This is a genomic window from Kangiella profundi, assembly GCF_002838765.1.
Classification (GTDB): Bacteria; Pseudomonadota; Gammaproteobacteria; order Enterobacterales; family Kangiellaceae; genus Kangiella; species Kangiella profundi.
In genome coordinates, this window is sequence record NZ_CP025120.1 from 1,852,403 (window position 1) to 1,872,783 (window position 20,381).

Below are 20,381 nucleotides of genomic sequence, written 5' to 3' on the forward strand. Positions count from 1 at the left end.
GTAAACCTAAGGCTTGCAATGGTATGATGCAGCACATTCACACCAATATTGCCATCCCATGAAATTATTAGTTCGAAATCTCGCCCGCACCACCACCGAAGACCAGGTTAAAGCACTATTTGAAGAGTACGGTACCGTTCAGTGGTGCAATTTGATTATGGATAAAGCCACTGGTGGCTCCAAAGGATTTGGCTTTGTTGAAATGCCTAAACCTGGTGAAGCTAAAGCAGCAGTTAAGAACCTGAATGGTCGCAATGTTGATGGCAATAAAATTCGTGTTAAAAAAGCAGAAGATAAGAAAGAAACCGAGTAAGCCAAGTCTAAGCTTATCGCAGTTAGCGATAAGTTCTGACTATAACTGATTATTTCCCTATGCCCAATCCAGTGCTAGACTGAGTCAAAATATCTTAAATATTAAAGATTCTATTTGGGGGTTGTATGGTTTTAAATAAAAGCTCAATAAAGCTGGCTTTCCTTGGCTATTTGCTACTGATGTGTGGATTGGCTACAGCGGCTGATTCCAATAAGGATAAACTCAAGCAGATGCTGGATGGTAATTCCAAGCCACAAGCATCCTCAGGTATTCCAGATGATTTTCTGACAGGTCATTGGATTGGTATGTATGACTATGACAACCGTACTGCTGATACGCCACCAGCGAATACTTTTACAATGGTGATGGAAAAGACTCCTCAAAGTGTCGCGGGGATTATTTTAGAGCCTGACCTCAACCCGCAGTTTTATGCCCAGATTGCTGAAGTCATCAACCCGAAAGTGAACGGCAAGAAATTCACCTTCACCAAAAAATATAACAGCGGAACCACTATCGAATACTCCCTTGAAGCAGATTTACCTTCAAGAGTGCTCTATGGCACATGGAGCATAAAAAATGGCCCATCCGGAATTGTTCAGATGGGCAAAATAGAAGCTAAAGACTTTCAGTAGTCTCTACATACGATTGGAGTGCCTCTTTTAGTGAAGAGGCATTGTCAGTTGTTATGACAAGGGAGCGTTTCTGCCCTTTAATCTTAATCTCAATAGCCTCTTTCCCGCGGCCAACATATCCCAGCTGTTTAAGCTTTACTCTGTATCCATAACCCAGGAATTCAGCAGCAGGATTGCCTTTTTTATCTTCTACTGACTCTATATCTTTAAGCTCAACTCTAGTTTTGCCAAACTTCCCCAAACTGACATAAAGCGTACCTTCTTCGACCTTGGTTATGATCGCAATTTTAGAAACATACCAAGCTACGAAGGCAGTTACAGCACAAATAAGTAAAGCCCAATGCCCGGCGATACCTGTTTCAGGAACAGGTTTACCGAGAAACTCCTGTTCGTAGAAAGAATAACCAAACAATGCCGATAAAAACACCAGCAGGATAGTCACCGCCAACATGAGTTTTTTAGGCATAATTAGTTGTTTTTCGAAGTATTTCACTCTATGTTTCCTTTGATGAAGTCAATAATCGTAAATTCTAAAGTGGCATGGGTTACTATGCAATTAGTAGGCTGTTTTTGTATTAAAAGATGCTAATTTGACACTGGTACTCTCTTAGTTTAATAGTGTTAAGTGTCGATTGTGTAATTACTCAGAGGATCAGGGATGCAGTTCCAATGTAATGATGCGACGATAGAGAATACGTTGCTCTCGCATAAAAAACTTGAAGAAATTATCCAGGCGCAAACTTCAATCGCTCGCCTAGGCATTAACTTTGGAGCTATTCTCAATGAAGCCTGTCAACAGTCGCAAAAACTCACCAATGCAGCTGGTGCAGTGATTGAGTTGATTGAGGATAGTGAGATGGTCATCAGGGCTGCTACAGGTATTGCCTCACATTATCTAGGCGTGAGAAGAGATAGCGCCAACAATATGTCTGCGATTGCCATTAGAACTCAGCAGGCACTCATTGCCAACGATACCGAAAATGATGAAAGAGTCGATCAGATCTCAAGAGCGGCTATTGGTCATCGCTCTATGGTGGTTTTTCCGTTATTTCATCAGAAAAAAGTTGTCGGCGTGCTAAAAGTACTATCGAACAAACCCAATTTCTTTTCCATCCTGGAATTAAAGATCATTGCCTACATGTCAGAGCTGGTAGCAAGCACCATGTTTCATGCCCAATACTACGCGCAGGATGAGTTATTCCGCCGAGCAACTCGTGATGAGCTAACCGGTATTCCAAATCGCGCGCTATTCATGGACCACCTTCATCAAAATATTGCCCACGCCAAGCGCGATGGCAGTAAAGTTGCGCTTATCGCCATTGATATGGATAACCTTAAAGTCCTGAATGATACACACGGTCATCATATCGGCGACAAGGCGTTAAAGACACTGGCTAATAGGTTCTCAGAAACTATCAGAAGTTCTGATACCGTTTCACGCTTCGGGGGTGATGAATTTGCGATTACCTTATCTCCTGTAAACGGGATGGACTCAGCCAAAGCTGTTGTACAAAACTTAATTCAATCTCTGGACTTACCAATGAAAGATGATGGCCAGGAATTCCACCTTGGGGCAAGTTTTGGTATCTCTATATTTCCTGATGATGTAAATACAGTTGATGAATTACTTGAGCTGGCAGATAAGCGAATGTTTGCCAATAAACGTGAACGCAAAAAAGAAAGGCAATAACACTTAATAAATTATTTGTTTGCTTCTTCCATAATCTTTCGAATTTGCTCCAAGATTGAAGGGTCAAGAGTCTCGCCTTCATCTCCAAGCTCATCTTTTGCTGGTTGATAGTTATTATCAGAAGCCTGTTTCAGCCAATACTGATACTGTTCAAAATTAGGGTCAGTACCATTCCCAGATAGGTACATTTGGGCAATTTTGTACTGTGACTCTCCGTCATTCTGTTTGGCAGCTTTTAAGTACCACTCGAAAGCTTTCTGCGCATCTCTAGATGGATTCTCTACTGTTTCATAATAGGCCCCAAGGTTATATTGTGCCAGTAGATGACCTCCATTAGCAGCCTTTTCCCATAACTCAAGTGCTTGAGCGTGATCTCTCCATTGGCCTGTATCGTTGTAGTTGATATTGGCCAGATTATTCATGGCAGACAAACTGTTATGGCTAATCGCCCTTTCATACCAATATACAGCCTGGCGGATATCTTGTTTAGTTCCTTTGCCTTCTGCATAAAAATAACCGACCTGAAACAATGCATCTGGATCGCTGGCTTTGGCGGCAACTAAATAATGCTCCAATGCTTTTTCATAATCTTGCTGCACGCCAACACCATTTTCATACATCCAGGCGATATTGTAGTAAGCATTGATATCATTTTGTGCTTTGGCTTTTTCAAACCATTCAAATGCTTTATCGAAATTCTCTTCAGTGCCAAAGCCATTGAGATAAAAATACCCAAGCTCCGACATGGCTGCTGTATGGCCTAACTCTGCAGCCTGACTAAAATACTGAAAAGCAGTAGCATAATCGGTTTCAACACCATCACCATCTCGATAGGACAATCCAAGGAAATGTGTTGCTTTAGCATGGTCTGCGCGCGATGCCATTTTATAAAGTTCGATGGCTTTGAATTTGTCTTCAGCAACCACTTCACCCATATCGTAAATATAGGCCAGTTCAAACTGTGCATCAGGATCGGCATTGAAAGACGCCTGGCTAAGCCAATAAATGGCCTCGTCATAATCAACGGCAAGCCCTTCTCCATAGTAGAACATGTAGCCCAAATTACGCTGAGCATCTGCATCACCGTTCATAGAAGCCAGCAGATACCAATAAGCAGCCTCTTCATAATTCTGCTCAACCACTTCACCAACGTTATACATATAGCCCAGATAAAATTGCGGCACACTGTATCCAAGGTGAGCTAAATGGTGCATATAGTAAAACGCTAACTGTTTATGACCCGCATCATATAGATCCGCGGCATGATAATACTGTTGCTCATCTTCGAGAATATTTTGCTGGCCGATGACCTCCATCAATGGTGACAGCATGGAATCTAAGCCAGAGTCTGCAAACCAGTCGCTTACTTGAAATTGCTCATAGCGTTGTTCGACTTTTAGCCGAACCATGTCTTCTTCTGCGGCAGCAATCACTGCAGATAATAAAAGACTGAAAGAAACTAAAAGCAATCTCAATAGCATCAGCACTAACCCGCTAATTGTCTCAGTGCCAGGCGAATTAGCTCTTCGCTCTTGGCATCATCGTGGGCTACCTGGGCTACAGCCTTGCTGGCGATTTGAGGTTTATAACCTAACGCAATCAAAGCACTGACTGCTTCTTGAGAAGCATCGGTCTTTGCGCCAACAGGAGCGCTAGTTTCAGATGGTTTGCTGCTTGAAAGGCCTGAGCTGATTGACCAATCTTTTAGGCGGTCAGACATTTCGATTAAAAGACGTTCAGCGGTTTTCTTACCCACGCCAGGCAGTTTAACAAGCCTATCCACATTGCCATCATGCACCGTCATCACAAATTCGTCAGTTTCCATGCCAGAAAGAATGCCAAGGGCCAGTTTTGGTCCAACACCATTCACTTTAATCAGCTCACGAAATAATGCTCGGTCTTTGGTACTGATGAAACCATAAAGCGCATGTAGATTTTCTGAGATCGACATGTGAGTTGAAAGGATGACCTGCTCGCCCTCTTCTGGTAGCTGATAAAAGGTTGTCATTGGAACCTGAATTTCATAACCGACACCGGCACTGGTTTCGATGATGACAAAAGGAGGGATTTTTTCGATTAATGTACCGCGTATTCTACCGATCAACGTAAACGTCCTCTGGTTATCGTTTTAACCCCCTTCAACTGAGCCAGCCCCTGAGTGGTGTTGGCATGACATAATGCCACCGCCAAAGCATCGGCCGCATCGGCCTGTGGGCTGGTTGGGAGTTTTAATAATGTTTTGACCATGTGCTGAACCTGAGTTTTATCAGCGCCACCCGTGCCCACCACCGATTGTTTGACTTTTCTGGCTGGGTACTCGGAAACTGGCAAGGCATAATGACTGGCAGCCACAATAGCAGCTCCACGAGCCTGACCAAGCTTTAATGCAGAATCAGCATTTTTGGATAGGAAGACAGACTCAATGGCGAACTCATCAGGCTTAAACTCCTGAATCAACTCACACACACTATCAAAAATCTGCTTAAGCTTTAAATCGAGCGTTTCATCCTTTATCCGAATACAGCCACTCGTGATGTATCGAGGGCGATTGGCAGGAATCTGACCACCCACTTCGATAATACCGAAGCCAGTCAGGCGTGAGCCCGGGTCAATTCCAAGGATAATAGGCATTAATGCTCCAAACCGATAAATAGATTCTTATACTCAATCGCCTATTAGACTTTTTCTGGTGGCAATGGTCAAGGCGATAGGAAAGTGACATGGTTTACGAATGGGGGATGCGCCCATAGGCTCTGACAAACTAGAAGTCGTAGGAAAGAGCAAAAAATAAGAAATGATTTAGATGCAGGTGAGGCGTGGCGAAAGCACACTAAAAGTGAGGCGTTCACATAAAGTGAATACCCAATGGGGTAGGCCCTAACGAGCTTTTAATGTGCTTTCAACAAAGCCTCACCAAGTATAAACATTTCTAGACGAGGTCGTAGGACTCAGAAGGTATATCCGCATTCGTATAAACGTTTTGGGTATCGTCTAATTCTTCCAAACGATCCACCAGACGAATCACTTTGGCACCATCATCAACGGTAAGCTCGGCCTGAGTTGATGGGAGCATGGATACTTCTGCACTTTCTGGCTCAAAGCCTGCTTTCACTAGTGTGTCTTTTATATCCATAAAATCTTCAGGAGTCGTCAGGATTTCAAAAGAGCCATCATCGTGTGCAATAAAGTCTTCAGCGCCTGCTTCCAGCGCGGCTTCCATAAGAGCTTCTTCTTCTACATTATCGCCAAAAACGAACTGACCTTTTTTCTCAAACAGGTAGGCTACCGAACCATTGGTACCCAAGTTGCCACCATGCTTGGTAAAGGCATGCCGTACTTCGCCAACGGTACGATTTTTGTTGTCGGTCATACACTCAACAAGAATCGCAACACCACCTGGACCATAACCTTCGTAAGTCAGCTCTTCGTAGTTATCGCCCTCAGCGTTACCAGTACCCCGATCAATCGCTTTCTCGATGGTATCTTTTTTCATGTTAGCGCCAAGCGCTTTATCAATAGCTGTTCTCAGTCTTGGGTTATCATTGGGATCGCCACCACCTTCTTTCGCAGCTACTACCAGCTCACGAATCAGTTTGGTAAAGATTTTGCCGCGCTTAGCATCTTGTGCTGCTTTGCGGTGTTTGATGTTTGCCCATTTACTGTGACCAGCCATTATGCACTCCTCTCGAACTTTTGATCGTCACAATTTCTTTGTTATAAAGTTTGATCGAGTTCGTTATTTATGAAATATAAACGCCTCACTCTTTCAAACTTTATGCCGCGAAATTGTTTAGCTCAAAGCGTTCTCTTATCTTCAAGCCTATACTTTATATTTCTGTAACTTTGGAGCAAAAATTTTACGCTCCGCTATAAAATTTCAATTTGCCGCGTTAGAGCTTTGTCGGGTCTGCCCCCTTGGGTATAATCCTTCTTTTACACATTTAAACTTTAATTTTTTCTTACGTTTGATCGAGTTCGTTATTTATAAAGTATAAACGCCTCACTCTTTCAAACTTTATGCCGCGAAATTGTTTAGCTCAAAGCGTTCTCTTATCTTCAAGCCTATACTTTATCTTTCTGTAACTTCAGAGCTAATTTAATGCTCCGCTATAAAATTTCAATTTGCCGTATTTGAGCTTTGTCGGGTCTGCCCCTTGGGTATAATCCTTCTTTTACAAATTTTAATCTTTTACAAACTTCTTGAAATTGCTTAGCTCAAAGCGTTCTCAACCTTGAGCTAAACTATAATAATTACTGTTCTTTCTTCTTAACTTGGATACCCAGCTCATCCAGCTGTTTTTCTTCAACGATGCTTGGCGCCTGGGTTAACGGACAACTTGCTGTAGTTGTTTTCGGGAAGGCGATGACATCGCGAATGGAGTCTGCGCCAACCATCAACATAACCAAACGATCCAGACCGAAGGCCAAACCACCATGTGGAGGACAGCCAAATTTCAGTGCATCCAATAAGAAGCCGAATTTTTCTTTCTGTTCGGTCTCGTCAATACCTAGAATATCGAAAACGGTTTCCTGCATATCCTGGTTGTGAATACGAATCGAACCACCGCCGACTTCGCTACCGTTTAGAACCATGTCATAAGCTTTTGACAAGGTTTCTGTTGGGTTAGCTTTAACCGCTGCAGCGTCGTTCTCTTTTGGAGCAGTAAACGGATGGTGCAAGGCATGAATTTCACCATCAATTTCTTCAAACATTGGGAAGTCCACAACCCATAGTGGTTTCCATTCGTCACGAATCAGTTCAAGGTCAGCGGCAACTTTCAGTCGCAACGCACCCATAGCGTCAGCAACCACACGCTTGTTGTCTGAGCCAAAGAAGATAATGTCACCTTCCTGCGCTCCAACCTTTTCAACGATGGTCATTGCTTTTTCATCGCCCAGGAATTTCAGAATAGGGCTTTGCAGGTTTTCAGCACCTTGACCATTGACTTTCATCCAGGCCAAACCTTTAGCGCCATAAATGCCCACGTAATTGGTGTATTCGTCAATCTGTTTACGGCTCAGCTGTGCGCCACCTGGTACTCTTAATGCTGCGACACGGCTTTGCTCGTCGTTGGCAGGACCCGCGAACACTTTAAACTCTACGTCTTTAACCAGCTCATCAACTGTGACCAGTTCCATATCAGTACGTAGATCTGGCTTATCCGAACCATAACGTTCCATCGCTTCGGCATAGCTCATACGAGGGAAAGTCGGTAGCTCAATATTTTTGAGCTCTTTAAATAAGTGACGGATAAGGCCTTCCATCAACTCCATCACTTCTTCCTGATCGAGGAACGAAGTTTCGATATCCAGCTGTGTGAACTCAGGCTGACGGTCAGCGCGTAAGTCTTCATCACGGAAGCATTTAACGATTTGGTAGTAACGATCAAAGCCAGACATCATCAACAACTGTTTAAACAGCTGTGGCGACTGCGGTAATGCGTAGAATGATCCTTTATGGACACGGCTTGGAACTAGGTAGTCACGCGCACCTTCTGGTGTGGCTTTGGTCAAGATCGGTGTTTCTACATCTATGAAACCATGTTCATCCATGTAGCGGCGCATTGCACTGGTCACTTTGTGACGGAAGATTAGATTCTGCGCCATTTCAGGACGACGCAAATCAAGGTAACGGTATTTCAGGCGTTGTTCTTCGGAGGCTTCCAGATTCTCATCAATTGGAATTGCTGGTGGTTGAGCCTTATTCAGGATGGTTAGCTCCTGCGCTAACACCTCAATCTCGCCAGTGGTCATGTTGCTGTTGACCATTTCCTCAGGACGAGCACGCACCTGCCCTTTCACCTGAATCACAAACTCATTACGAAGCTGCTCTGCGGTAGCAAACAACTCTTTAAAGTCAGGATCAATCACTACCTGTATCAAACCGCTGCGGTCACGCACCTGAAGGAAAATGAGCCCTCCAAGATCACGACGGCGATGCACCCAGCCTGACAATGTAACCGATTGATTTACTTCGTTTTTTGATAGTTCGCCACAGTAATGGCTTCGCATTTTGCTTGTCATAGGTATTTCTGCCTGAAACCTGAATTATTGAAGAAGGGAAAAACCCCGAAAAAACGCAGTATGGTACGCCACAGCTTGCCGAGTAGCAAGCTGGAAGCCCCTGAATTACTCAATTTTAACCCAGTTAGCGACATCTGACTAAGGACTGGTCTGTCATAAAAGTTTCTAATCTCTGCCATGCCGCTGTCACTTTATGCTGAAAAAATAGACAACATGAAAAAGTACATACAAACAGCACCATCATCACAAGTAAGTCATCCTGGAGTGAACACTTATGATTGACAGCAAAAACCTGGTCGAACAATTGCTACCCCAACTGGACAAATCTCCGCGTATCAAGTCGGGGATATCAAACCTGATTGCTAAATTATTTCATCAACAGGAAATCAATCGCTTCATTGAGCAACACCAACACCTGTCCCACAGCGACTTCCTCGAAAAGGTTAATGAACACCTGGGACTAAGTTATTCCGTCAGTAATTCATCATTAGAAAATATCCCCGTGTCCGGGCGCGTGGTGATCATTGCCAACCACCCGTTGGGCTCATTGGACGGGCTCGCGTTACTCGCTTTAGTACATTCGGTTCGCAAGGATGTGAAAATCGTGGTTAACGAACTGTTAGGTTCAATGATACCACTGCGCCCCTTCTTCTTAGGCGTCAACAACCTTACCGGCCAGAACAGCCGAAACAAAATCCAACAGATTCACCAGGCTCTGGACGATGAGCAGGCAGTAATTTTCTTTCCGGCGGGTGAAGTTTCGCGCCTTTCATTCAAAGGTGTGCGCGATGGTAAGTGGCACTCTGGCTTTCTGCGCATAGCAAAGCATGCAAAAGCACCAGTTCTACCCGTTCATGTAGGTGGCAAAAATTCCAAGTTCTTTTACGGTTTGTCGCTGATAGCCAAACCGGTCAGTGCTCTGCTGCTGGTTCGTGAAATGTTCAAAAATGTCTCGCTGACGCTACCCATCAAAGTTGGCAAGCTGATTCCTTATGCCTCATTCAGTGGCATGTCACCTGCCAGTAAGGATAGTATTTTGCGGTTCAAGGAACATCTTTATGGATTGAAAAAAAACAAAAGCGAACTGTTTGAGACAGAACAATCAATCGCGCACCCAGAGAAGAAACAGCTCCTTAAAGAAGAACTCAACCGGTGTCGTCTGATTGGCCAGACTCACGATAATAAAAAAATATATCTGCTTGAAAATACTATCGATTCAGTATTATTGCGTGAAATTGGCAGGCTCAGAGAAGTCGCTTTCCGTGCAGTTGGCGAAGGCACGGGAAATCGTCGTGATATCGATAAATTTGATTATTACTACAAGCACATCGTGCTGTGGGATGAGCAGGATTTAGAAATTGTCGGAAGCTATCGAATCGCTGATATCAACCAGTTCGAAGAAGATCAGGAGCTTTATTCTGAAACCTTGTTTGGTTACGAAGATCAACTGCGACAGAAGTTTCCAATGGCCATGGAGCTTGGTAGAAGCTTTGTACAACCCCGCTACTGGGGCAAACGAAGTCTCGATTATTTGTGGTTTGGCATTGGCGCCTATTTACGTGAGAACCCTCATGTGCGATATCTTTTTGGCCCAATTAGCCTGAGCAATGATTATCCGACTCCCGCCAAAGATCTGATCCTCTATTTTTATCAGAAATTTTATGGTGCACCATTATTGTTGGCGCGCTCCTTTAATGCCTACCGCATTAAGCCAGTCCAGAAAGCAAAACTAGAAAAGCTGTTTAATCATCTAGACGAAAAGGAGTCCTTCACGGTTTTAAAAGCAGAACTGGCAAAACTAGGATGCAGTGTACCAACACTCTTTAAGCAGTACAGTGACCTTTGTATTGATGGCGGGGTCGAGTTTCATGACTTTGGTTCAGACCCTGCTTTTGGAGACTGTATTGATAGTGTGGTCTGGATTGACTTGCTTAAATTGAAAGATAAGAAACGTAGACGCTATATTGATTAATCCAGTTCGCTTAGTTCAGTAACCCAGCTCTTCCTGCTGCTATTTAAGCAGCAGGTTTTCTAATAGTTTGAAGTACAACTGACGCAACTGATCAAGCTCTGCAATACAGACTCTTTCGTTGGCCTGATGAATGGTTTTATTACTGGGTCCGAGCTCTATGACCTGCCTGGCAATTTGCTTAATAAAACGACCATCGGAAATGCCACCACCAGTGGTTAGTTTAGGTTTCACTCCACACTGCTTTTGAATCACTGACTGAACACATTTTCGCAATGAACCTCGCTTGGTTAGATATGGCTCAGCTTCATGATCCCACTCAATATCCGCTTTCAATCCATACTTGATAATTTTCTTTTCAACATAAGCTTTAATTCTCGAAAAACTGTTTCTGGGCGAATAGCGAAAATTAAACCATAGAGCCAAATCCGTAGGCGTCACATTCATGGCACCACTTTCCGAATGCACTTTGACCAACTGACAACTGGTTGATGGAAAATAGCGACTGGGCATATCCCAACGCTTGCTGGAAAGCTTATGAATCAAACGAGAGGATTTATGAATCGGGTTGATCAATTGCTCTGGATAGCCAACATGTCCTTGTTTTCCGTGCAGGGTGATTTTGCAATTTATTGAACCTCGACGTCCGATCCGAATCGCATCCCCCAGCAGTTTCTCAGTAGTTGGTTCGCCAACAATCGCACAGTCTATCAACTCATTGCGGGCCAGTAAGTTATCAACAATATGCTTGGTTCCTTCAAGGGCGATACCTTCTTCGTCACTTGTCAGCATAAAGCCAATGGAGCCCTGATGTTCTGGGTACAGCGCAACAAACTGCTCAACAGCCATCACCATGGCGGCCAGACTACCTTTCATATCAGACGCACCTCGACCATACAAAAAGCCGTCATTTATAACCGGAATAAATGCTGGAGTCTCCCACTTGGCATTTTGCCCTGGTGGAACCACATCGGTATGCCCTGCAAATACCACCACCGGATGGCCATCGCCTTTTTTTGCCCAGAGATTCGATACCTGGTTCTTGTTCATGAACTCCAACTTGAAACCAATAGCCTGCAAGCGCTCACCAATCAGATCACAACATCCTTGATCAGAAGGAGTAATCGATGGCTTACGAATAAGATTTTGCGCTAGCTCCAGCATGATGGACTGGTAATTGAGTTCGATCTTACTGTGTTCATTGGTCACTGGATCTTTTATAACTGTTGCTTGCTTTAGCATAATTCACCTCTTTTTTATCACTCCCATTTTTATCCTATGAAGTTGACAGGATGGGGTCATTTTTATGAACTATTTGCTAATCCAAGTTTGCTGTTAATATTCGTAGGGCAAATCGGGCTAAAAAAAACGGCAACCTGACGGGTTGCCGCTTGCAAAGGTAAATACTCTTAATCACAAGGTTTTTCATCAAGTCTACGATCATGGAATACCCAGGACACTCGACCCATTTCCTGCTCATCATAGATTTGACGAATTGCTAACTTATTTCCTTCTTCAACGTTCTTTTTAACCCCTTTGATAATAAAGTGGCAACGATAGCGGCCACGTTGGTTCAATCTCACCTCAGGGATCAATAATCGCGGAATAGATGGCAATAACATCCGTACCACTTTTTTCTCACGATCAATCTCATACTTTAACTGACGACCTTCAAGGAATGCTTTTCCAAGCTCCATAGGCACTTCCAGCCACACTTGGTTACCTTTTGCTAATGACTGCAAAATCTCCAGGTTAAAAATGCGTGCTTTATCCGGAGCTCCTGCAATCATAAACGGTAATACCTCTGGATCAGCTCCTACTGACGGATCAAGATCGACAACGTTAAAGTTCCGCCAGGTCACATTGTTGTGGTTACGAATAAAGTCACGGAAACCATTCCAGTCGGTCGCAGGTGGCAATGGTGGTGCAGGATCTTGTGCGTGTTCCAGAATGCCCACGTAACAATAATGGCCTGTGGCCGGGATATCAGCACTTGCCCAGGTTAATGGGTCGGCTACACGAAGTACGTCACCTGCAGGTACATTTATCGGACTGGTAGTTCCTATAAGGTTCCACATGTCTGGCGTTACAAGCGTTGATACTTCACTCCAGTAGATGGTCGCAGTGACATTATTTGCATCCCCTCCACCACGATTTTTCATTCTGACGTAAATGAAATTATCCTGACCACTTTCCACTTCGTAGCCAAGAGTATTACTGTTTTCATTACCGCTACCCTGACCAAAACTGGCGTTAGGATCAGCTACCGTTGCTTTACGGGTAATAATATCAGGACTTGCGCTGATACCTCCTGCAAAAGGTATTGAGCCATCATCTGTCACCGCATCACGTACATACACATCCGGCACAATGCCTAACGTATTCTCAATAATGCCTCTCAGGTCGGGCATCACTCCGATATTACCTGGCGTGACAACGCCCTGTGGAGTATTGGTTGCCGGGTCCGAAAGAAGAGCACGCATCTGCAAAGGTGACAGTCGAGTTCCACTATTAGCCTCATACATACCCTGCAAAACGACTGCCGCACCAGCGACAATTGGCGAAGCACTACTAGTCCCATTGAAAGCATTGGTATAGGTTTTATCATTATCACCACCACCATCATCCAACGCACCATAGCCGCAGGTTGTTACATTTTGCCCCCAGGCAAAACAATCCACGCGTGTACCAAAGCTGGAAAAGTTTAACCGCTCATGTGGCACTGCCGAAGAAGCAGCGCCAACAATAATGGCTCCAGACTCTCTAAAATCTGGACTGGTGCGATTCAAAATATTATCGCCACTACCGTTAGTATAAGTATCGAGGTTATTGCTACCATTACCGGCGGCCTCCACCACGATGACACCTGTTGCAGTCGCCAAACGAATCGCATCAAAGTCTGCATCATCAACCTCTGTTGCGATAGCACCACCCCGCTGAACCTCAAGCAGTAACACATCCCCAGCATCCATACTAGGTAAAGCCCCAATGATCGCATCAGCAACGTGTAGCGCGGTGCTGGTTGCGTCATCATAGTGACTGGTTACATTAACCGAGGTGCAGGATGGGGCTATTCCAACTACCCCCAGTGCGTTGTCTTCAGCAACAACTTCTCCCAATACCGCAGTCCCGTGGTTACCTACATAACCACCAATTCCATCTCTATTATCACCGTACAGTAATGTTGGCAACTTAACGGCATAATCTTCATGGGCTAAAAACCACCCCTGCTCTAAATCAACGAACCCAACACCCGCTCCTTCACCATTTGCCTGTGTCCATGCCCAGCGTGCATCAATACCATCTGGTGCAGCATCCTGATAATTCTGGGTACCGTTGTATGGGTCGTCGGAAGCATCAACCAATGGGTCGCTGACCGAAAGCTCACGATAAGCCAAATCAACTTCCGGCAATTCATTGAGCCTGCCAATTAATTCTCTGACAAGCTCTGGTTGGTCACGTAGATCCAGTCGCCAATATTGAGTCAGACTGTTAATCGGAGGTAGTTCAGATTTCATTGCAGCCTTTTCCATCTCTAGAATTCGACTGCGCTTGGTACCTTTAATCACTGGCACACTACTTTCCAGATTATAACTGTCCAATATTTTCAAAAGTCCCTTGGCATTGTGACTTTTGGCAAACTTCATCAAGTCGCATTGGCTGTCGTCAGCGACTGCAAAATCTTTAGATAATCGGACGATGACAAAGCCACTAAAAGATTCTTCACGTGGCTTACCAGTATCTTTTGGGTTTAACACAACGTCCTTGATTGTGAACGTTCGGGGGTACTTAATATCGAGTCTATTTAGACGTGAGGGTAAATTGATAGGATTTTCCATAATACTTCTCCCTAATTTGTATGAACTCCATCGGCTCAATGGCTAATTCCTATAGCATTTACATGAGCTAGCCTTTCACTATATTCTTCATTTTTGCAAAAAATCAAATGCCACAAACTCAGTATCAACAACTTAACGAACACCCAATTAAAATATTACATTTCAATATCCGAATTAATGCAAAAACGCATTGAAATCATAATCTTACAAGTCATTCCTGCATTAAAATCATGACGTATTGATACTCTAAAAAAACCATTAACACTATGGAAACTTTCCCTTCAAACTGACTTCCGTTACATTATGAAAAAACTTTGGAGTCTCACAGTGAAAAAAATCATTCTTACCATTTGCCTTGCCCTGTTATCTCTTCAAGCTAAGGCTTTGCCAACACTTATCCATAACGTTAAGGGCTATACCTTTGCTGATGGCGAGCTGATCGAGTTCGACAGCCTGTTATTCGAAAACGATACGGTTATCGCTTACGGCTCTCACGATGAGCTAGCAAAGCAGGCAAAGGCCAGCATCTCGATTGATGGGAAAGGTGCAACACTGTTGCCCGGTCTCACCGATGCCCACGGTCATGTGCTAGGGCTTGGTCTGAATTTAATGCGTGTTGATTTGCGCGGTATTGATTCACTAAAGCAAACTCTGCAAACCATCGAAGAATATGCCAAAGCCAATTCCGAATTACGCTGGATTCAGGGGCGTGGCTGGAATCAGGTGCTTTGGGCCAAAAAAGAATTCCCGACCAAGCAAATGCTGGATCGCTTTATCAGTGACCGTCCAGTGTGGCTAAGCCGTATTGATGGTCATGCGGGTTGGGCAAACAGCAGAGCGTTAGAACTTGCTGGCATTACTAAAGACACTACTGATCCTGCCGGTGGCAAAATCATTCGGGATGAACAAGGTGAACCAACAGGCGTTTTGATTGATGCAGCTATGGACCTGGTGGAAAGCCAAATTCCAGAGCTTAATCAGATGGAACGACGCACAGCACTGGAGCTTGCTTTTGATCACATGCTCAAACTCGGCATCACCTCCGTACACGATGCAGGTGTTGATTTTGACACCTATAAACTGATGCTGGAAATGGCAAAGCAACAGCAAATTCCAGTTCGCCTATACGGCATGCTAAGCGGCAGCGACCCTCGCCTTGAAACCATGCTGAAATTGGGCAAGATTGAACTTCCTTATTTAAAATTCCGCTCAGTTAAACTATACAGCGACGGTGCTCTTGGTAGTCGTGGTGCCGCTCTGCTAGCACCCTATTCCGATGATCCCGATAACAAAGGATTATTACTAACCACAGAAAAAAAGCTTTCTGAAGATTTGAAGCTGATTACAGAATACGGTTTTCAGGCCAACGTGCATGCCATTGGCGATGCAGCAAATCGTTTAGTGCTGGATGCTTTCGCTAAGCTACCTGAAGAGCAATCTGCTGATGTGCTACGCCATCGTATTGAACATGCTCAGGTAGTTTCACTCGAAGATATTCCACGCTTTGCTGAATTAAATATTATCGCTTCTATGCAGCCTACTCATGCCACCAGTGATATGAATATGGCCGGTGACCGTCTTGGAGATGAAAGATTAAAAGGTGCCTATGCATGGCGCAAGATGCGCGAACATAATGTGCTGATTGCAGCGGGTTCAGACTTCCCGGTTGAGCTGGCCAACCCTTTCTTAGGTATTCACGCAGCCGTGACTCGTCAGAACAGCGATAATCAACCTGAGGGCGGCTGGCTACCTGGAGAAAAACTCAATCGAGCTGAAACCCTCAAAGCCTTTACTATTGATGCAGCCTATTCTGGCTTCTGGGAAAATGACATTGGCAGTCTTGAAGCAGGAAAGAAAGCAGATTTTATTATTGTTGATAAGGATATTTTTAGTGTTGAAGCTGTACAGCTTGATGATGTGCAGGTTCTGCAAACCTGGGTTGGCGGTAAACGCCTCAACTAAATAATAAATTTGCGTAAAATAACACCTTGCGTGAGCAGGAAGCTCACGCAATTGATATTTAACCAAGCCAGAAATGTTTAATTACTGGCTAACTCACTCTTCTTAACGCGTTTCTTTGGATAGTTAATCCAAACAGTATCCACATTAGCATTGCCTTCGCGCGCAGCCTTTTCAACCAGATACACCCTCTCCCAGTCGATAACATAGACATACTCATCATCATCGGAAGATGCAGCGTAGCGAGAAGAGGTAGAATTGCACCCTGTAGCCAATACTGCAAAAGCAGTCGCGGCTAGAGCTAAAGGTAGTATTTTCATAAAAGCCTCCAAGTAAAAGACTCACCACCATAATAGTACGTTTTTTAACCAATTCGCAATTCACTTTATCTATCAAAGGCGCTTTTGAGGCACTTTAAAGCTTGCTACAATAGGCGCCCTCTATGACTTTGATAATCACAACAACGAGTAACTGATGCGTAGTAGCCAATACTTACTATCCACACAAAGAGAAGACCCAAGCGACGCCGAGCTAATTAGCCACAAATTGATGCTTCGAGCGGGCATGATCCGCAAAATAGCTTCGGGCATGTACACCTGGTTGCCGACCGGCTTACGAGTACTGCGTAAAGTTGAAGCTATCGTACGCGAAGAGATGAATAAGGCCGGCGCCATTGAGGTATTAATGCCCGGTGTCCAACCTGCCGAGCTGTGGGAGGAATCGGGGCGCTGGGATCAATTTGGCCCAGAATTATTACGCTTTCAGGATCGTCATGGTCGTGATTTCTGTTTGGGTCCAACCCATGAAGAAATCATCACTGCGCTTATTCGTGATGAAATTAATAGCTACAAACAGCTACCAGCCAACTTCTACCAGATTCAAACCAAATTCCGCGATGAAGTACGTCCACGTTTTGGCGTGATGCGTGCGCGCGAGTTTTTGATGAAAGACGCCTACTCTTTTCATATTGATGAAGAGTCTTTAGGCGAAACTTATAAAGTCATGCATCAGGCTTACTGCAATATTTTCGAAAGAATTGGTCTTGATTACCGTCCTGTATTAGCCGACACCGGTGCTATTGGTGGTAGCAACTCACATGAATTCCATGTTCTTGCAGAATCCGGTGAAGATGCGATTGCCTTCAGTACTGAAAGTGATTACGCAGCCAATATTGAAAAGGCACAAAGCCTTGCGCCAAAACTCGAGGCTGCCGCACCAACTCAAGAATTGCAAAAAGTGGCAACACCTGACTGCCGAACAGTTAAACAGGCAGCGGAATCTATGGGTATTGAAACCAGCCAGGTCTTAAAAACTTTATTTGTTCAAGGTGAAACCGAAGAACAGCCAGTAATAGCTCTTTGTTTACGCGGTGACCATGAGCTCAATGAAATCAAGGCAAGTAAGCATCCATTAATCGCAGAGCCTCTCATGTTAGTGAGTGATGAAGTTGTACTCGCTACTACAGGAAGCACACCAGGCTCGTGTGGCCCACAAGGTTTGAATATTCCAGTGATTGTTGATCGAGATGCAGCGGTTATGAGCGACTTCGCCTGTGGTGCCAACGAAGAAGGCTATCACCTTACTGGTTTCAACTGGGGCCGTGATGCACAAATAACGGAAGTGATGGATATACGTAATGTAGTCGCTGGTGATGCAAGCCCAGACGGCAAAGGCGTACTGGAAATCAAACGAGGCATCGAAGTGGGCCATATATTCCAGCTTGGCACTAAATATTCTGAAGCAATGAACTGCAAGGTTCTTGATCAGAATGGCAAAGCAGTAACTCTGGCCATGGGTTGCTACGGTGTTGGTGTTTCGAGAATAGTTGCCGCAGCCATTGAACAAAATTATGACGACAATGGCATTATCTGGCCACAGTCTATCGCTCCGTTCCAGATAGCCATAATTCCGATGAACATGCATCGCTCAGAGCAGGTTCAGCAGGTCGCAGAAAAGCTTTATCAGGATCTGCAGAATCTTGGTATCGATGTGATTTTTGATGATCGTAAAGAGCGCCCTGGCGTGATGTTTGCTGATATGGAGTTAATTGGCATTCCACACCGTCTGGTGGTCAGTGACCGCGGACTGGAAAATGGCACCATTGAATATAAGAACCGTCAGAATACCGCCAAAGATGACGTCAGTGTGGAAAATGTTGTAGATTATATTCAGGGATTGTTACAACAATAAGTACTATGGCATTAGGCAGTATGACACTCAAAAGGGTTTTCATTATTATGGGTTTCGTAGCGCTGGCTGGTTTCACTCAAATCAGTCAGGCGCAGGAACGTCCCAATCAGGCTTTTTATGATGAATTAAAAGCCTTGATGGAAGCTGAAAACCATTTTGTTGATCGTTATGATGCCGAGGTCTGGATGAAGGATATGTCGGGCCGCTTAAAACGTCGTGCGCCCCATATACCCGAAGAAGAGCGCCTAAAGATTCTCACACTCGTCCATCGCTATGCCAATGCATCTGGCGTCGATCCACAATTAGTTCTTGCCATCATGGAAGTGGAAAGTAATTTTGATCGCTATGCGCTATCAGTAGCTAATGCTCGTGGCTTAATGCAGATAATGCCCTTCTGGAAAGATGAAATAGGCCATCCTGAAGACTCCCTGTTTGATATGGAAACGAATGTCAGGTACGGCTGCTATATCCTAAAACTCTATCTGGATATGGAGAAAGGCAATCTGACCTATGCTTTAGGCCGCTACAATGGCTCCAGAGGTCGTGCAAAATATCCGAACAAGGTGTACGCAGCTCTTCGCAATCGCTGGGCACTCTAAATTCAATGACTGATAAAATCTCAATTCCAGGACTGATTCTAAGCGGCGGTGGTTCGCGTGCTGCCTATCAGGTTGGCGTTCTTAAAGCTGTTTCAGAAATTCTTGAGCAACCCGAGCAATCCCCTTTTCGAATTGTCAGCGGAACTTCCGCTGGAGCCATCAACTCCTGTGCTGTTGCAGAGCATAGTCATCGTTTTGATGAAGGCCTGAAGCGGCTAGAACAAATCTGGGTAAACCTGACTCCCGATCAGGTTTACCACACTAAATTATCTCAGTTGCTCGGCAATGCATGTCGCTGGCTATGGAATATCCTACGACCTGCCAGCCAGATTAAAAAGCCTCTGGCGCTTCTCGATAATGAACCTTTACGGGGATTATTAACCAAGGCCATACGTTTCGATGATATCCGTGACAATATCAATAATGGCTACCTGGATGCTGCCTGTATTACAGCCTATAACTATAATACTGGTGATTCAGTCAGCTTCTTTCAGGGACTGCCAGATTTAGTGGAATGGCAACGCTTTCGACGTTTTGGCAGAGCGGAAGACTTAACCATGTCACATCTCATGGGCTCTATCGCTATCCCTATGGTGTTTCCATCTGAGCCAATTAACGACACCCACTTTGGCGATGGCTCAATGCGCTTTCTGACACCGCTAAGCCCAGCTCTACATTTAGGCGCCAACAAATTATTTGTGGTGACCGTTGAGCCATTACGTGGAGAAGTTGATCATAAAATAAAAATCCCATCAATTGGCGATATCAGCGGTCATCTTCTGGACAGTATTTTTATCGATAGTCTAGAAAGTGATATCGAACGGATGATGCGGGTTAATGAGTTATTAGCGCATATCCCTGAGCGCGACATTGTGCGAGAGCAATTAACTTTAAAGCAGGTAGATACCTTCATTATTTCTCCAAGCATTGATCCGATGGAGTTAGCAGGACAGTATTTTAAAAACCTTCCACGCGGTTTACGATTCTTCTTCAAACGTATCGGCGTTGACGATCAAAACGGTGAAAGCATTTTGAGCTATCTGCTGTTTGATAAGTCCTTTACCAGCCATTTGATCAAAATGGGTTATGAAGACGCCATGAAACAGAAACACAACATTCTGGACTTTTTTGATTACGAGCCATCTTCACAGGAAGACTAATCTCCA

Annotated in this window: 17 protein-coding genes; 8 read left to right on the forward strand and 9 right to left on the reverse strand. The window is 44.4% G+C overall.

The features are described from left to right. Positions 1-58 precede the first annotated feature (58 nt). Positions 59-313, forward strand: coding sequence for an RNA recognition motif domain-containing protein (locus CW740_RS08670; protein ID WP_106647133.1), 255 nt, complete (start codon positions 59-61; stop codon positions 311-313). Between the two features lie 125 nt (positions 314-438). Beyond that, positions 439-945, forward strand: coding sequence for a hypothetical protein (locus CW740_RS08675; RefSeq protein WP_106647134.1), 507 nt, complete (start codon positions 439-441; stop codon positions 943-945). Here the strand turns inward: CW740_RS08675 and CW740_RS08680 are convergent. Beyond that, positions 929-1,438: a hypothetical protein gene (locus CW740_RS08680; protein WP_106647135.1), complete on the reverse strand. Its 510-nt coding sequence runs from the start codon at positions 1,436-1,438 to the stop codon at positions 929-931. The two genes, CW740_RS08675 and CW740_RS08680, sit on opposite strands and share 17 nt — an antisense overlap. 165 nt (positions 1,439-1,603) lie before the next feature. Here CW740_RS08680 and CW740_RS08685 point away from each other — a divergent pair, with 165 nt between their 5' ends. Beyond that, a complete protein-coding gene (locus CW740_RS08685) occupies positions 1,604-2,635 on the forward strand; it encodes a sensor domain-containing diguanylate cyclase (RefSeq protein WP_106647136.1) in 1,032 nt (343 codons plus the stop codon). Between the two features lie 11 nt (positions 2,636-2,646). On the opposite strand, the gene CW740_RS08690 is transcribed toward CW740_RS08685, so the two are convergent. From CW740_RS08690 to aspS, 5 genes are all read right to left on the reverse strand, one after another. Next, positions 2,647-4,116: a tetratricopeptide repeat protein gene (locus tag CW740_RS08690; RefSeq protein WP_106647137.1), complete on the reverse strand. Its 1,470-nt coding sequence runs from the start codon at positions 4,114-4,116 to the stop codon at positions 2,647-2,649. Between the two features lie 5 nt (positions 4,117-4,121). Continuing rightward, complete coding sequence (ruvA, locus tag CW740_RS08695; RefSeq protein WP_106647138.1) at positions 4,122-4,739, reverse strand: Holliday junction branch migration protein RuvA; 618 nt, start codon at positions 4,737-4,739, stop codon at positions 4,122-4,124. Further along, positions 4,736-5,266 carry a crossover junction endodeoxyribonuclease RuvC gene (ruvC, locus tag CW740_RS08700; RefSeq protein WP_018624389.1) on the reverse strand — a complete coding sequence of 177 codons (531 nt, stop codon included), beginning with the start codon at positions 5,264-5,266 and terminating at the stop codon, positions 4,736-4,738. Before ruvC ends, ruvA begins: the two co-directional genes overlap by 4 nt. A gap of 298 nt (positions 5,267-5,564) precedes the next feature. Beyond that, complete coding sequence (locus CW740_RS08705; protein ID WP_106647139.1) at positions 5,565-6,308, reverse strand: YebC/PmpR family DNA-binding transcriptional regulator; 744 nt, start codon at positions 6,306-6,308, stop codon at positions 5,565-5,567. 578 nt (positions 6,309-6,886) lie between these two features. Further along, positions 6,887-8,647, reverse strand: coding sequence for an aspartate--tRNA ligase (gene aspS, locus CW740_RS08710; protein WP_157826427.1), 1,761 nt, complete (start codon positions 8,645-8,647; stop codon positions 6,887-6,889). A 286-nt stretch (positions 8,648-8,933) separates the two neighbouring features. Between aspS and CW740_RS08715 the strand changes: the two genes are divergently transcribed. Then, positions 8,934-10,631, forward strand: a complete 1,698-nt coding sequence (locus CW740_RS08715) for a lysophospholipid acyltransferase family protein (RefSeq protein WP_106647141.1) — start codon at positions 8,934-8,936, stop codon at positions 10,629-10,631. A gap of 39 nt (positions 10,632-10,670) precedes the next feature. On the opposite strand, the gene dapE is transcribed toward CW740_RS08715, so the two are convergent. Together dapE and CW740_RS08725 are read right to left on the reverse strand one after the other, a co-directional pair. Continuing rightward, positions 10,671-11,870: a succinyl-diaminopimelate desuccinylase gene (dapE, locus tag CW740_RS08720; RefSeq protein ID WP_106647142.1), complete on the reverse strand. Its 1,200-nt coding sequence runs from the start codon at positions 11,868-11,870 to the stop codon at positions 10,671-10,673. Positions 11,871-12,037: 167 nt separating this feature from the next. Continuing rightward, positions 12,038-14,467 carry a S8 family peptidase gene (locus tag CW740_RS08725; protein WP_106647143.1) on the reverse strand — a complete coding sequence of 810 codons (2,430 nt, stop codon included), beginning with the start codon at positions 14,465-14,467 and terminating at the stop codon, positions 12,038-12,040. Positions 14,468-14,770: 303 nt separating this feature from the next. On the opposite strand from CW740_RS08725, the gene CW740_RS08730 reads away from it, so the two are divergent. Continuing rightward, positions 14,771-16,429 (forward strand): amidohydrolase, encoded by a 1,659-nt coding sequence (locus CW740_RS08730; RefSeq protein WP_106647144.1) that lies wholly within the window; start codon positions 14,771-14,773, stop codon positions 16,427-16,429. 77 nt (positions 16,430-16,506) lie between these two features. On the opposite strand, the gene CW740_RS08735 is transcribed toward CW740_RS08730, so the two are convergent. After that, the gene (locus CW740_RS08735; RefSeq protein ID WP_106647145.1) at positions 16,507-16,746 is read right to left on the reverse strand and encodes a hypothetical protein; all 240 of its coding nucleotides are present in this window, start codon (positions 16,744-16,746) and stop codon (positions 16,507-16,509) included. A 154-nt stretch (positions 16,747-16,900) separates the two neighbouring features. Between CW740_RS08735 and CW740_RS08740 the strand changes: the two genes are divergently transcribed. The 3 genes from CW740_RS08740 to CW740_RS08750 are packed head-to-tail and all read left to right on the forward strand — an operon-like array spanning position 16,901 to position 20,375. Continuing rightward, positions 16,901-18,616 (forward strand): proline--tRNA ligase, encoded by a 1,716-nt coding sequence (locus CW740_RS08740; RefSeq protein WP_106647146.1) that lies wholly within the window; start codon positions 16,901-16,903, stop codon positions 18,614-18,616. 47 nt (positions 18,617-18,663) lie between these two features. After that, entirely contained in the window at positions 18,664-19,215 is a 552-nt protein-coding gene (locus CW740_RS08745; RefSeq protein WP_227523828.1) for a transglycosylase SLT domain-containing protein, read from the forward strand. A 5-nt stretch (positions 19,216-19,220) separates the two neighbouring features. Then, positions 19,221-20,375, forward strand: coding sequence for a patatin-like phospholipase family protein (locus tag CW740_RS08750; RefSeq protein ID WP_106647148.1), 1,155 nt, complete (start codon positions 19,221-19,223; stop codon positions 20,373-20,375). The last annotated feature ends 6 nt before the right edge of the window (positions 20,376-20,381 follow it).

Excerpts from the sequence above, each read along its gene's own strand:
- CW740_RS08670 (WP_106647133.1), top strand. The coding sequence starts at position 59 with ATGAAATTATTAGTTCGAAATCTCGCCCGCACCACCACCGAAGACCAG.
- CW740_RS08675 (WP_106647134.1), top strand. The coding sequence starts at position 439 with ATGGTTTTAAATAAAAGCTCAATAAAGCTGGCTTTCCTTGGCTATTTG.
- CW740_RS08685 (WP_106647136.1), top strand. The coding sequence starts at position 1,604 with ATGCAGTTCCAATGTAATGATGCGACGATAGAGAATACGTTGCTCTCG.
- CW740_RS08690 (WP_106647137.1), bottom strand. The coding sequence starts at position 4,116 with ATGCTATTGAGATTGCTTTTAGTTTCTTTCAGTCTTTTATTATCTGCA.
- ruvC (WP_018624389.1), bottom strand. The coding sequence starts at position 5,266 with ATGCCTATTATCCTTGGAATTGACCCGGGCTCACGCCTGACTGGCTTC.
- CW740_RS08705 (WP_106647139.1), bottom strand. The coding sequence starts at position 6,308 with ATGGCTGGTCACAGTAAATGGGCAAACATCAAACACCGCAAAGCAGCA.
- aspS (WP_157826427.1), bottom strand. The coding sequence starts at position 8,647 with ATGCGAAGCCATTACTGTGGCGAACTATCAAAAAACGAAGTAAATCAA.
- CW740_RS08715 (WP_106647141.1), top strand. The coding sequence starts at position 8,934 with ATGATTGACAGCAAAAACCTGGTCGAACAATTGCTACCCCAACTGGAC.
- dapE (WP_106647142.1), bottom strand. The coding sequence starts at position 11,870 with ATGCTAAAGCAAGCAACAGTTATAAAAGATCCAGTGACCAATGAACAC.
- CW740_RS08725 (WP_106647143.1), bottom strand. The coding sequence starts at position 14,467 with ATGGAAAATCCTATCAATTTACCCTCACGTCTAAATAGACTCGATATT.
- CW740_RS08730 (WP_106647144.1), top strand. The coding sequence starts at position 14,771 with ATGAAAAAACTTTGGAGTCTCACAGTGAAAAAAATCATTCTTACCATT.
- CW740_RS08735 (WP_106647145.1), bottom strand. The coding sequence starts at position 16,746 with ATGAAAATACTACCTTTAGCTCTAGCCGCGACTGCTTTTGCAGTATTG.
- CW740_RS08740 (WP_106647146.1), top strand. The coding sequence starts at position 16,901 with ATGCGTAGTAGCCAATACTTACTATCCACACAAAGAGAAGACCCAAGC.
- CW740_RS08745 (WP_227523828.1), top strand. The coding sequence starts at position 18,664 with ATGGGTTTCGTAGCGCTGGCTGGTTTCACTCAAATCAGTCAGGCGCAG.
- CW740_RS08750 (WP_106647148.1), top strand. The coding sequence starts at position 19,221 with ATGACTGATAAAATCTCAATTCCAGGACTGATTCTAAGCGGCGGTGGT.